At 68.8% G+C, this 12,124-nt stretch carries 11 protein-coding genes; 2 read left to right on the top strand and 9 right to left on the bottom strand.

Features of this window, described 5'->3' with window-relative positions:
* Positions 1-104 precede the first annotated feature (104 nt).
* The 7 genes from SGR02S_RS11625 to miaA form a co-directional block, all read right to left on the bottom strand.
* Positions 105-1,358, bottom strand: a complete 1,254-nt coding sequence (locus SGR02S_RS11625) for an adenosylmethionine--8-amino-7-oxononanoate transaminase (protein ID WP_067109682.1) — start codon at positions 1,356-1,358, stop codon at positions 105-107.
* A gap of 149 nt (positions 1,359-1,507) precedes the next feature.
* Entirely contained in the window at positions 1,508-2,116 is a 609-nt protein-coding gene (gene bioD / locus SGR02S_RS11620) for a dethiobiotin synthase (RefSeq protein ID WP_067109679.1), read from the bottom strand.
* The gene (locus SGR02S_RS11615; RefSeq protein ID WP_419964897.1) at positions 2,116-3,252 is read right to left on the bottom strand and encodes an 8-amino-7-oxononanoate synthase; all 1,137 of its coding nucleotides are present in this window, start codon (positions 3,250-3,252) and stop codon (positions 2,116-2,118) included. Before SGR02S_RS11615 ends, bioD begins: the two co-directional genes overlap by 1 nt.
* Before the next feature lie 131 nt (positions 3,253-3,383).
* Positions 3,384-4,418, bottom strand: a complete 1,035-nt coding sequence (gene ilvC / locus SGR02S_RS11610; protein ID WP_067109672.1) for a ketol-acid reductoisomerase — start codon at positions 4,416-4,418, stop codon at positions 3,384-3,386.
* 92 nt (positions 4,419-4,510) lie between these two features.
* On the bottom strand, positions 4,511-5,026 hold the full coding sequence (gene ilvN, locus SGR02S_RS11605; RefSeq protein WP_067109669.1) for an acetolactate synthase small subunit: 516 nt from the start codon (positions 5,024-5,026) through the stop codon (positions 4,511-4,513).
* 163 nt (positions 5,027-5,189) lie between these two features.
* Positions 5,190-6,944, bottom strand: a complete 1,755-nt coding sequence (gene ilvB, locus SGR02S_RS11600) for a biosynthetic-type acetolactate synthase large subunit (protein WP_067109666.1) — start codon at positions 6,942-6,944, stop codon at positions 5,190-5,192.
* 86 nt (positions 6,945-7,030) lie between these two features.
* Positions 7,031-7,993 (bottom strand): tRNA (adenosine(37)-N6)-dimethylallyltransferase MiaA, encoded by a 963-nt coding sequence (gene miaA / locus SGR02S_RS11595; protein ID WP_067109663.1) that lies wholly within the window; start codon positions 7,991-7,993, stop codon positions 7,031-7,033.
* Here miaA and serB point away from each other — a divergent pair.
* Together serB and SGR02S_RS11585 are read left to right on the top strand one after the other, a co-directional pair.
* Positions 7,992-8,876, top strand: coding sequence for a phosphoserine phosphatase SerB (gene serB, locus SGR02S_RS11590; protein ID WP_067109660.1), 885 nt, complete (start codon positions 7,992-7,994; stop codon positions 8,874-8,876). The two genes, miaA and serB, sit on opposite strands and share 2 nt — an antisense overlap.
* 2 nt (positions 8,877-8,878) lie before the next feature.
* Positions 8,879-9,457 carry a septal ring lytic transglycosylase RlpA family protein gene (locus tag SGR02S_RS11585; RefSeq protein ID WP_067109657.1) on the top strand — a complete coding sequence of 193 codons (579 nt, stop codon included), beginning with the start codon at positions 8,879-8,881 and terminating at the stop codon, positions 9,455-9,457.
* A gap of 463 nt (positions 9,458-9,920) precedes the next feature.
* Here the strand turns inward: SGR02S_RS11585 and SGR02S_RS11580 are convergent, their stop codons facing one another.
* Positions 9,921-11,135: a dihydroorotase gene (locus SGR02S_RS11580; RefSeq protein ID WP_067109653.1), complete on the bottom strand. Its 1,215-nt coding sequence runs from the start codon at positions 11,133-11,135 to the stop codon at positions 9,921-9,923.
* Positions 11,126-12,121 carry an aspartate carbamoyltransferase catalytic subunit gene (locus SGR02S_RS11575; protein ID WP_067109650.1) on the bottom strand — a complete coding sequence of 332 codons (996 nt, stop codon included), beginning with the start codon at positions 12,119-12,121 and terminating at the stop codon, positions 11,126-11,128. The genes SGR02S_RS11580 and SGR02S_RS11575 overlap by 10 nt, the downstream gene beginning before the upstream one ends.
* Positions 12,122-12,124: the final 3 nt, after the last annotated feature.

Below are 12,124 nucleotides of genomic sequence, written 5' to 3'. Positions count from 1 at the left end.
CGAAACAAGTTCAGCATGACGAACGGATGGGGCAGCGCGCCAAAACCCGAATCCTCACACGCCATAGAGGCGCCTGGAGAATGCTTGAGCGGACGCTCCACCACTTACGGCGATGGATCGAGATCGAGCGATGCGGCGATCGCGTTCCAGACCTGCGCGAGTTCGCCGGGCGCGATGCAATAGGGCGGCATGACATAGATGCTGTTGCCGAGCGGGCGGAGCAGGACGCCGCGTTCGCGATAGAAAGCGATGAGGCGCGGCGCGAGCGTCGACAGATAGCCGCCGTCGGGCACGCGGACGTCGAGCGCGGCGATGGTGCCCAGCCGGCGCGGGTTCGCGATGCGCGCATCGCCGGTCAGCAGCGACAAATGCGCCGCCTGCGCCTCGGCGAGCGCGTCGATGCGCGCCTGCACCGGCTCGTCGCGCCAGATGGCGAGATTGGCGACCGCCGCGGCGCAGGCGATCGGGTTCGCGGTGTAGCTCGATGAATGATAGAAGGTCTTTGCGCGGTCGGTCGAATAATGCGCTTCGAAGACCGGTTCGATGCACAGCGTCACCGCGAGCGGCATCGCGCCGCCGGTCAGCCCCTTCGACAGGCAGACGATGTCGGGGATCACCCCCGCCTGGTCGCAGGCGAAGCGGGTGCCGGTGCGGCCCCAGCCGGTCATCACCTCGTCGGCGATGAACAGGACGCCGTGACGGGCGCAGATCGCGCGCATCTCCGCGAGCACCCATGGGGGGTAGATCAGCATGCCGCCGGCGCCGAGGATCAGCGGTTCGACGATGAAGGCGGCGGGCTTTTCGGCGCAGGCGGCTTCGAGCGCGTCGAGCGCCGCCTGTTCGCGTCCCCCGGCGGGGAAGGGAATGGTGCCGACGTCGAAGAGCAAAGGCTGCCACGCCCGGTTGTAGACGCCGCGCTCGCCGACCGACATCGCGCCGATCGTGTCGCCGTGATAGCTGTGCTCCATCACCAGGATGCGGCTGCGCGCCTCGCCGATGTTGAACCAGTAACCGAGCGCCATTTTCAGCGCGACCTCGACGCTGGTCGAACCCGAATCCGAAAAGAAGACGCGGGTCAGCGGATCGGGGGTGATGCGGACCAGTTCGGCGGCGAGCGCTTCGGCCGGCTCGTGCGTCCAGCCTGCGAAGATGAGCTGGTCGAGCTTCTCGCTCTGCGCCCGGATCGCGGTCATGATGCGCGGATGCGCGTGACCGTGGGTGGTGACCCACCACGAGGAGATGGCGTCGATCCAGCTGTTGCCCTGCGCGTCGTAAAGGCGCGCGCCCTCGGCCCGGTCGATCAGCGGTATCGGCTCACCGAGCCCGTGCTGGGTGAAGGGGTGCCAGATGGGTGACATAAGTGCTATCTCTCTTACCGCTCGTGCTGAGCTTGTCGAAGCACCGTTCTTCCTTTCGGCACCCGATAGAGAAAAGGACGGCCCCCTTCGACTGCCTTGCAGGCGCTCAGGACAGGCTTCGACAGGCTCAGGGCGAGCGGCTTCTGGTTTCAGGTGAAGCCGGCAAGATCGAAGTTGGCGGCGAAGGCTTGCGCCAGCGTCTCGCCCGTCAGCGGATCGAGGCGGGGAAGGCGGCCCAAACGGCGGACGCCGCCAATTTTCGCGACGATCGCCTCGCTGTCCTCGACCGCGTCGCCGACGAAGGCGATGCCGTGGATCGGCACGCCGCGCGCGCGCAGCGCCTCGATCGTCAGCAGGCTGTGGTTGATCGTGCCGAGACCCGTGCGCGCGCAGACGATGACCGGAATCCGCCAGCGCGCGAACAGATCGGCATAGAGAAGCGTGCGCGTGACCGGGACGAGGACGCCGCCCGCGCCCTCGACGATCAGGTCGCCCGCGGGCGGGGTCAGCGCATCCGGATCGATCGCGACGCCGTCGATCTCGGCCGCGAGGTGGGGGGAGGCGGGGGTGACGAGGCGATACGCCTCGGGCAGGACCGGCACACCGGCCAGCCGCGCGACGACCTCGCTGTCGGTTTCGTCTTCGAGCCCCGACTGGATCGGTTTCCAATAGGGGGTGCCGAGCGCTCCCGCCAGCGCGGCGGTGAAGACGGTCTTGCCGATACCCGTGTCGGTGCCGGTCACGACGAAGCGCGGCATCAGGTGGCCGCCATCGCGTCGGCAAGCGCGCCGGTCATCGCGTCGATATCGCTTTCGGCGACGTTGAGCGTGATCGCGATGCGCAGGCGCGCGGTGCCCTGCGGCACGGTCGGCGGACGGATGCCGCGGACGTCGAAGCCCGCGGCCTGCAACGCGCCGGCGACACGCATCGCGCGGGCGTTGTCGCCGATCACGACGGGAAGGATCTGGCTGCCGCTCGCGGGCAGGCCGAGCGCGGCAAGGCGCGCCTCGGCATGGCGGACGAGCGCGTGAAGGCGCGCGGGCCGTTCGGGCTCGGTCGCGACGATCTCCAGCGCCTGGCGGACGAGCCACGCCATCAGCGGCGACGGCGCGGTGGAGAAGATGAAGGGGCGGCCCCGGTTGACGAGGAAATCGCGGACGATCTGCGGCCCGCAAAGCAGCGCCCCCTCGCAGCCGAGCGCCTTGCCGCAGGTGTGCAGCGTGATGAGCCTTTCGCGGGATGCAAGGCCGTGCGCAAGCCCCTGTCCGGCGGGGCCGAAGACACCGGTTGCGTGCGCCTCGTCGACCACCAGCACCGCGTCGTGGCGCGCGGCGACGGTCGCGAGGTCGGCGAGCGGCGCCGTGTCGCCGTCCATGCTGTAGAGGCTTTCGACCGCGATCCACGGCGTGCCGGTGCCGCCCGTCTTGCGCCATGCGACGACCATGTCGTCGAACGCCTGCGCATCATTGTGCGCGGCGGCACGGATGTCCGCGCGGCCGAGCTTCATGCCGTCGTGCGCGCTCGCGTGGATCAATTCGTCGTGGACGATCAGGTCGCCGCGCTGCGGCAGCGTCGCGAACAGCGCGGCGTTGGCGGCGAAGCCGGTGGGAAAGAAAAGCGCTGCCTCGCTGCCATAGTGGCGCGCGGCATGGGTTTCGAGCGCTTCATGTTCCGCATGATTGCCGCGCAGCAGGCGCGAACCGCCCGAGCCGGCGGGAAGGCCGCGCGCGATCCCGGCGGCGAGCGCGTCGCGCAGCGCGGCGGAGCCGGCAAGACCGAGATAATCGTTCGAGGCGAAATCGATCCCGGCGCGCGGGACGAGGGTGCGGCGGCGGTCTTCGGCCGCGAGCGCGGCGAGATCGGCGCGGTGGGCGTGGAAGGGCTGCCTCATCATTTCCCTCCGTTCGTCATTGCGAGCGGAGCGAAGCAATCTCCAGCTATCGACCATGTGCGAAGTCGATGGCTGGAGATTGCTTCGTCGCTACGCTCCTCGCAATGACGAGGTTCCGTCGCTGTCCGGCGCGGTCAGTTGACCGCCTTGTCGACCAGCTTGTTCTTCGCGATCCACGGCATCATCGCGCGCAGCGCGGCGCCGGTCTGTTCGATCGGGTGCGCGGCGGCGGCCTTGCGGCTGGCCTTCAGTTCGGGCTGACCGGCCTGGTTGTCGAGGACGAAATCCTTGACGAAGCGGCCCGAGGTGATGTCGGCGAGGATGCGCTTCATCTCGGCCTTGGTTTCGTCGGTGATGATGCGCGGGCCGGTCTTGATGTCGCCATATTCGGCGGTGTTCGAGATCGAATAGCGCATGTTCGCGATGCCACCCTCATAGAGCAGGTCGACGATCAGCTTGGTTTCGTGGAGGCATTCGAAATAGGCCATTTCGGGGGCGTAGCCCGCCTCGACCAGCGTTTCGAACCCGGCCTGGATCAGGTGGGTGATGCCGCCGCACAGCACCGCCTGCTCGCCGAACAGGTCGGTCTCGCACTCTTCCTTGAAGGTCGTCTCGATGATGCCGCTGCGCCCGCCGCCGACGGCGCTGGCGTAGCTGAGGGCGAGCGCCTTGGCGTGGCCGTTGCCCGCATTGCCGCTGGCTTCCTGCGCGACTGCGATCAGGCAGGGGACGCCGCCGCCCTTCTGATATTCGCTGCGCACCGTGTGGCCGGGACCCTTGGGCGCGACCATGAAGACGTCGATGTCGGGGCGCGCCTCGATCAGGCCGAAATGGATGTTGAGCCCGTGCGCGAAGGCGAGCGCGGCGCCGGGCTTCAGATTGTCGGCAAGGTCGTCATAATAGATTTTCGCCTGATGCTCGTCGGGGGCGGCGATCATGATGACGTCGGCCCACTGGGCGGCTTCCTTGTTCGACAGCACCCGGAAGCCCGCGCCTTCGGCCTTCTTCGCGGTCGCCGAACCGGGGCGCAGCGCGATCGCGACCTCCTTGACCCCGCTGTCGCGCAGATTCTGCGCATGGGCGTGGCCCTGGCTGCCGTAGCCGAGGATGGCGACCTTCTTGCCCTTGATCAGATCCTGGTCGGCGTCGCGATCGTAGTAAACCTGCATGTCTTTCTTCCCTAATAGTGTGTCCCCGCGAAGGCGGGGACCCATCTGACGTTGACTGGACCCCCGCCTTCGCGGGGGAGCACGAAATTGAACTAAACCGCCTCCGGCCCGCGCGAGATGGCGACGATGCCGGTGCGCCCGACCTCGACAAGGCCGCATTCGCGCATCAGCGCGATGAAGCGGTCGACCTTGTCGCTGTTGCCGGTGATCTCGAAGACGAAGCTGGTCAGCGTCGTGTCGACGACCTTGGCGCGGAACACGTCGGCGAGGCGCAGCGCCTCGATGCGCTTCTCGCCGGTGCCGGCGACCTTGACCAGCGCGATCTCGCGCTCGACATGCGCGCCCTGGTCGGCGAGGTCGATGACCTTGTGGACCGGAACCAGCCGGTCGAGCTGCGCGATGATCTGGTCGATCACCGGCGGCGGGCCGGAGGTGACGATGGTGATGCGCGACAGCGCATGGTCGGCGGTGATGTCCGCCACCGTCAGGCTTTCGATATTATAGCCGCGCGCGGTGAACAGCCCGGTGATCTTGGCGAGCACCCCGGCCTCGTTGTCGACGGTGATGGCGAGCACGTGGCGCTCGCCCGCTTCGGTGGTGATTTTCATGACTATTCCTTCCCCTCCCGCTTGCGGGAGGGGATCGAGGGGTGGGCGCGAGCGAAGCGAGCAGACGGCGTGGCGATGCCCACCCCGCTGCGGCTGGCGAACGAGTTCGCAAGCCTCGCTGCCCCTCCCGCTCGCGGGAGGGGGTGAAAAGCGTCGGCCCTCATCACACCAGCGCTTTCGCTTCGTCGTCCATCGTGCCGATGACGTCGCTCGGCTGGAGGATCATTTCGGTATGCGCCGCGCCCGACGGGATCATCGGGAAGCAGTTGGCGAGCTTGGCGACGCGGCAGTCGACGATCACCGGGCCGGGCGTGTCGATCATGGTGCGGATGCCGTCCTCCAGTTCGCCCAGCGTGTCGATGCGCAGCCCCGTCCAGCCATAGGCCTCCGCCAGCTTCACGAAATCGGGCAGGCTGTCCGAATAGCTGTTCGAATAACGGCTTTCATAGGTCAGTTCCTGCCACTGGCGGACCATCCCCATCCACTCGTTGTTGAGGATGAAGATCTTCACCGGCAGGCGGTGCTGGCTGACCGTGCCCATTTCCTGGATGTTCATCTGGAGCGAGGCCTCGCCCGCGATGCAGATGACGAGGCGGTCGGGCCGCGCGACCTGCGCGCCGACCGCGGCCGGAAAGCCATAGCCCATCGTGCCGAGACCGCCCGACGTCAGCCAGCGATTGGGGGCGGAAAAGCCGAAATGCTGCGCCGCCCACATCTGGTGCTGCCCGACCTCGGTGGTGATGATCGGGTCGCGGCCGCGCGTCGCCTCGAACAGCGCCTTGACCGCGCGCTGCGGCATGATCTCCGCCCCGCTTTCCTTCTTCTCCGGGAAGTCGAGGCAGCGCGTCGCGCGCCAGCCGTCGATGCGGCGCCACCATTCGCCGAGGTCGCGCGCCTTGTGCCCCTTGTCCTGCCACGCGCCGATCAGCGCGTCGAGCGCGCGCCCCGCATCGCCGAGCACCGCGACGTCGACGGGAACGATCTTGTTGATCGACGACCGGTCGATATCGATGTGGATCTTCTTCGCATGCGGCGCGAAGGCGTCGAGGCGGCCCGTGACGCGGTCGTCGAAGCGCGCGCCGACCGCGATGATCAGGTCGGCGCGGTTCATCGCCATGTTCGATTCATAGGTGCCGTGCATGCCGAGCATGCCGAGCCATTTCGGATCGTCCGACGGAAAGGCGCCGAGCCCCATCAGCGTCGAGGTGATCGGCGCGCCGGTCAGCCCGACGAGCTGGCGCAGCGCCGCGCTCGCGTCGGGGCCGGCGTTGATGACGCCGCCGCCGGTATAGAAGATCGGGCGCTCGGCCGCCGCGATCAGCGCGATCGCATCGGCGATCGCATCGGCGTCGGGTTCGACCTGCGGGCGATAGCTCTGGTGCTCGATCAGTTCGGGCACGCTGTAGGTGCCGGTCGCCACCTGCACATTCTTCGGGATGTCGATCACCACCGGACCGGGCCGGCCATGCGTCGCGATATGGAACGCCTCGTGGATGATCGGGCCCAGCCGGTCGGGGTCCATCACCAGATAATTATGCTTGGTGCAGTGGCGCGTGATGCCGACCGTGTCGCATTCCTGGAATGCGTCGGTTCCGATCAGGGTCGTCGGCACCTGCCCGGTCAGCACGACCATCGGGATCGAATCGAGCAGCGCGTCGGTGATGCCGGTCACGGCGTTGGTCGCGCCGGGGCCCGAGGTGACGAGCACGACGCCGGGCTTGCCGGTGGCGCGGGCATAGCCCTCCGCCGCGTGGGTCGCCGCCTGTTCGTGGCGGACCAGGATGTGCCGGATCGTCGGATGGTTGAACAGCGCGTCATAGATCGGAAGGACCGCGCCGCCCGGATAGCCGAACACTGTATCGACCCCAAGGTCGACCAGCGCCTGAACCACCATGTCGGCACCGCTCATTTCCGTCACGACACTGCTCCTTTTCTCCATTTCGCCCGCGCGCAAGGCACGCGCTTGTGCGACGCAACAAGGCTGCGGGCAATAGGTATATGATTCTATCCTGTCAACAGTGTATGCTGTAATTTTATTGCTATTTCCTTTATAGAATCGACGGATAATGACGCTTCGTGTCGGGGCCATCCGGCCGGCGGCTGATGGCGCAGCCAGGTGAACTGGCGTTTCGCATATTGGCGGGTCGCGGCCTGCGCCCGGTCGAGCGCCTCGGCGCGCGACAGGGTGCCGCGCAGCAGGGCGGCGATCTGCGGCACGCCGATCGCGCGCATGACGGGAAGGTCGGGGTCGAGATCGCGGGCGATCAGCGCCGCGACCTCGTCGATCGCGCCGCGCTCGAACATCCCGGCAAGCCGCGCGTCGCAGCGCGCGCGCAGTTCGTCGCGCGGCGGCAGCAGGACCAGCGGGACGAGCGCGACGGAGCCGGCGATCCCGCCCTCGCGCGCGCGCTGCCAGTCGGCGAGCGGCCGGCCGGTGGCGCGCACCACTTCGAGCGCGCGGGCGACGCGGGTCGTGTCGGCGGGGTGCAGGCGCGCCGCCGCGGCGGGATCGGCTTTCGCAAGCGCGGCGTGGGCGTCGGCCACCGCCATCGCGCGCACTTCGGCGCGAATATCGGGGGCGATCGCGGGCACCGGCGCGATGCCGTCGAGCAGCGTGCGCAGATAGAGGCCGGTCCCGCCGACCAGGATCGGGATATCGTCGTCCTCCCACGCACGGGCCAGCGCACGGCGCGCTTCGGCGGCCCAGCGCGCCGCGTGATAGGCGCCGTCCGCCCCGTCGACATGACCGAACAGATGATGCGGGACGCCCTGCATCTCCGCCGCGGTCGGGCGCGCCGACAGGATGGTCAGGTCGCGATAGACCTGGCTGGCATCGGCATTGATGACTTGCGCACGCCCCACCGCCTGCGCGAAGGCGACGGCAAGGGCGCTCTTGCCGCTGGCGGTCGGCCCGGCGATAAGCGCCACAGGAAGCCGCTGGCTCGAGGATGAAGAAGGAGATGCCATGTTCGTTGCGACGCTGATAGCAGCCGGAGCGCTGACGGGCGAGGTGGTGCGCGAGGCGATCGACCGCCTCGCCGCGACCGGGCACGACGTGGGCGCGCCGCACTGGCTCGACGAAGGCGACGCGGCCGACATCGTCTTTCAGGGCAGTCTGGTCAGCGCGCGCAGCGAGCTTGCGAAGATGGACCATGGCGCGCTCGACATCGTGGTCCAGCCGCTCGGCGACCGGACGAAGAAGCTGCTGATCGCCGACATGGATTCGACGATGATCACCGTCGAATGCATCGACGAACTCGCCGACTATGCAGGGCTGAAGGCGCAGATCGCGGCGATCACCGAAAAGGCGATGCGCGGCGAGATCGACTTTCGCGGCGCGCTGGCGGAGCGCGTCGGGCTGCTGGGCGGCATGGCCGAGACGACGCTGGCCGAATGCCGGATGGAGCGGGTCCGGCTGACGCGCGGGGCGCGCACGCTGGTCCAGACGATGAAGGCGCACGGCGCCTGGTCGGTGCTGGTGTCGGGCGGTTTCATGCCCTTCGCCGGGCCGGTCGCGGAAGCGGTCGGCTTCGACAAGGTGGTCGCGAACGAGTTGGAGATCGTGGGCGGCCGGCTGACCGGACAGGTGCGCGAGCCGATCGTCGATTCGGGCGCGAAGCTCGCGATGCTCCAGTCCGAGGCGGCGGCGCGCGGGCTGCCGCTGGCCGAGACGCTGGCGATCGGCGACGGCGCCAACGACATTCCGATGATCACCGCGGCGGGGCTGGGCATCGGCTATCACCCGCACCCCGCGGCCGCCGACGCCGCCGACGCTGCGATCCGCCATCACGACCTGACCGCGCTGCTGTGGGCGCAGGGCTATCCGCGGCGAAGCTGGGTGCTGGGGTAGGGATGCGGGGCCGTCCCGATTGCCGCCCCGTCCGGTTGGCCGGGGCCGCGGCGGCGATCCTGATGCTTTCGGCCTGCGCGGGCGGGAATTTCCGTCCGGTCAGCGATTCGCCGGTGCGGATCGGCAAGCCCTATGCGGTCCGCGGCACGACCTATGTGCCCGCCGCCGCCGCCGCCTATGACGTGGTGGGCTATGCGAGCTGGTACGGCAGCGAATCGGGCAACCGCACCGCCAATGGCGAGAAATTCCGCCCCGGATGGGTCACGGCCGCGCACACGACGCTGCCGCTGCCGACCTATGTCGAGGTGACGGCGCTCGACACCGGGCGGCGGATCGTCGTGCGCGTCAACGATCGCGGCCCCTTTGCGGGCGGCGGACGCATCATCGACCTGTCGCGCGGCGCGGCCGAACAACTCGGGATGAAGGCGCAGGGCCACGCCCCGGTGCGCGTGCGACGCGTCGAACCGTCGGAAAAGGACCGCGAGCGCCTTCGCAAGGGCAAGCCCGCCGCCGCGCTGGCGCCGCTGTCGCAGCGCGACCTGCAAAACCTGCGCGCGCGGCTGGCCGCCGGGGGGCGGTAGGCTTCGCTGCGCCATGGCCCGTGAGGATTCGGGTTTCGGCGCGCCACCTCATCCGTTCGCCATGCTGAACTTGGTCGGGGTATATACCCTTCAGGCAAGTCAGGCGCTGTTCCCCGGCGAAAGCCGGGGTCCAGATGGCGCAGCGCTGCCCCACGTGGACCCCGGCTTTCGCCGGGGAACGGTTATTTGTCGAAAAGGGATGATTGCCGTCAAATCTGCTCATCCCCGTCCCGTTCGTGCTGAGCTTGTCGAAGCACCGCCTTTCTTCCTGCGGCGTCAAAAGAAAGCACGGCCCTTCGACGGCCTTGCAGGTGCTCAGGACAGGCTTCGACAAGCTCAGAGCCTGCCCCCGCGAAAGCGGGGGGCGAACGGTTCGGATTTGACGCGCTACGGCCCGATGACATGGAACGGGCTCGCCATCTGCGAGCGGCAAAGTCACGCGGCAATCCAAAGCCATCGCGCCTCAGCGTATCCGCACGCCGCCTTTCCACAGCATCGTGGCGCGGCCCTGCATCGGCATGCCGTCGAAGGGGGTGTTGCCCGCCCACGCCGCCATCTTCTTCGCATCGACCTGCCACGGCGTGCCGTCGTCGATCAGGATCAGGTCGGCCTCGGCGCCGACCGCCAGCGTTCCGGCATCGAGGCCGAGCAGCTTTGCCGGGTTCGCCGCGAGCAGGTCGAACAGGCGCGCCGGCGTCGCGTGGCCGTCGCGGACGAGTTGCAGCCCCATCGCGAGCAGCGTCTCGGCGCCCGCCATGCCGGGCAGCGCCTCGGCGAAGGGCAGGCGCTTGTCCTCGGGCCCGCGCGGGTCGTGGCCCGAAGCGAGCACGTCGATCGTGCCGTCGGCGATGGCGGCGAGGCAGGCGCGGCGGTCGTCCTCCGACCGCAGCGGCGGCGACAGGCGCGCGAAGGTGCGGAAATCGCCCATCGCGGTGTCGGACAGGAACAGGTGCGCGGGCGTGATGCCGCAGGTGACGGGCAGTCCCGTCGCCTTCGCGGCGCGGATCAGGTCGAACCCGCGCCGCGTCGTGACCTGGCGGATATGCAGCGGCGCTCCCGTTTCCTCGACCAGCAGCAGGTCGCGCGCGATCGCCATCGCCTCGGCAATCGCGGGCGCGGAGGCGAGGCCGAGCCGCGTCGCCATCTCGCCATCGGTCGCGACCGCGCCATGCGTCAGTCCTTCGTCCTCGGCATGCGCGATGACGGTGAGGCCGAGCGACGCGGCGTAGGAGAGGACGCGGCGCATCACGCCGGCATCGGCGATCCGGCCGCGGCCGGTCGCCACCGCGCGCGCGCCCGCGCCCTTCATCAGCCCGATTTCCGCCAGTTCCCTGCCGGCGAGCCCCTTGGTCGCGGCGGCGAGCGGATGAACCCACAGGTCGGGCTTGCCGCCCTTCGCCGCGCGCTCGACGAGCCCCGCGCCGTCGAGCGGGCCGCTGTCGGGCATCAGCGCGGCGCGCGTGATGCCGCCGAAATGAAAGGCCGGCTTGTCGGTCGCGAAGACGCCGAGGTCGATGATGCCGGGGGCGAGCCACTGACCCTTCGCATCGACCGTCTCGGTGCCCTCGGGACGCTCGGCGGGGTCGATCGCGGCGATGCGGCCGCCGACCGCAAGCAGGCTGCCGCTCGCGCCGCCGAGCAGGCGGGCGTTGGCGATGAGCAGCGGCTTCAGTTCCATCCGGGCACCCCCCGCTTGCGGCGGGTCAATATGTCGAGGCACGCCATGCGCACCGCGACCCCCATTTCGACCTGCTCGGTGATCGTCGATCGCACCGGGTCGTCGGCGATGCTGCTGTCGATCTCGACCCCGCGGTTCATCGGGCCGGGATGCATGACGATCGCGTCGGGCTTCGCCTTCTCCAGCCGCTGCGGCGTCAGCGCATAGAGCGCGTGATACTCGCGCGCGCTGGGCAGGTAGGCGCCGTCCATGCGCTCGTTCTGGAGGCGCAGCATCATCACGACGTCGGCGCCCTTCAACCCTTCGTCCATGTCGGTGAAGGGGACGGCGTGCATGCGGTCGAGCGCGGGCGGGATCAGCGTCGGCGGCGCGACGACGCGCACATCGTTGCCGAGTAGCGTCAGCGCGAGGATGTTCGATCGCGCGACGCGGCTGTGCAGCACGTCGCCGCAGATCGCGACGGTCAGCCCCTCGACCTTGCCCTTGCGGCGGCGGATGGTCAGCGCGTCGAGCAGCGCCTGCGTCGGATGCTCGTGCCGCCCGTCGCCGGCGTTCAGCACCGGGCAGTCGACCTTGTCGGCGATCAGTTGCACCGCGCCCGATGCCGAATGGCGGATGACGATCGCGTCGGCGCGCATCGCATTCAGCGTCATCGCGGTGTCGATCAGCGTCTCGCCCTTCTTCACGCTCGACTGCGCCGCGTGCATGTTGACGACGTCGGCGCCGAGCCGCTTGCCCGCGATCTCGAACGACAGCAGGGTGCGCGTCGAATTTTCGAAGAAGGCGTTGATGATGGTGAGGCCCTTCAGCGCATCGTCATGCTTCGCCGCCCCCGAACGGTTCAGCTCGACCCACTGTTCGGCGGCGTCGAGGATATAGGAAATTTCCCATGGAGCGAGCTGGGCGATGCCGGTCAGGTCGCGATGGCGAAAGGCATCGCCACCGGGCGGGTAGTCGCTGGCGGGTCGGGTGGTTGCGCTTGTCATTAA

Origin of the sequence: Sphingopyxis granuli NBRC 100800 (assembly GCF_001591045.1) — a bacterium.
Classification (GTDB): Bacteria; Pseudomonadota; Alphaproteobacteria; order Sphingomonadales; family Sphingomonadaceae; genus Sphingopyxis; species Sphingopyxis granuli.
This window is presented reverse-complemented; position numbering and strand designations above follow the sequence as displayed.

What these genes read in the sequence shown, in the direction of transcription:
- SGR02S_RS11625 (WP_067109682.1), bottom strand. Translation starts at nt 1,358, where the DNA reads ATGTCACCCATCTGGCACCCCTTCACCCAGCACGGGCTCGGTGAGCCG.
- bioD (WP_067109679.1), bottom strand. Translation starts at nt 2,116, where the DNA reads ATGCCGCGCTTCGTCGTGACCGGCACCGACACGGGTATCGGCAAGACC.
- SGR02S_RS11615 (WP_419964897.1), bottom strand. Translation starts at nt 3,252, where the DNA reads ATGATGAGGCAGCCCTTCCACGCCCACCGCGCCGATCTCGCCGCGCTC.
- ilvC (WP_067109672.1), bottom strand. Translation starts at nt 4,418, where the DNA reads ATGCAGGTTTACTACGATCGCGACGCCGACCAGGATCTGATCAAGGGC.
- ilvN (WP_067109669.1), bottom strand. Translation starts at nt 5,026, where the DNA reads ATGAAAATCACCACCGAAGCGGGCGAGCGCCACGTGCTCGCCATCACC.
- serB (WP_067109660.1), top strand. Translation starts at nt 7,992, where the DNA reads ATGTTCGTTGCGACGCTGATAGCAGCCGGAGCGCTGACGGGCGAGGTG.
- miaA (WP_067109663.1), bottom strand. Translation starts at nt 7,993, where the DNA reads ATGGCATCTCCTTCTTCATCCTCGAGCCAGCGGCTTCCTGTGGCGCTT.
- SGR02S_RS11585 (WP_067109657.1), top strand. Translation starts at nt 8,879, where the DNA reads ATGCGGGGCCGTCCCGATTGCCGCCCCGTCCGGTTGGCCGGGGCCGCG.
- SGR02S_RS11580 (WP_067109653.1), bottom strand. Translation starts at nt 11,135, where the DNA reads ATGGAACTGAAGCCGCTGCTCATCGCCAACGCCCGCCTGCTCGGCGGC.
- SGR02S_RS11575 (WP_067109650.1), bottom strand. Translation starts at nt 12,121, where the DNA reads ATGACAAGCGCAACCACCCGACCCGCCAGCGACTACCCGCCCGGTGGC.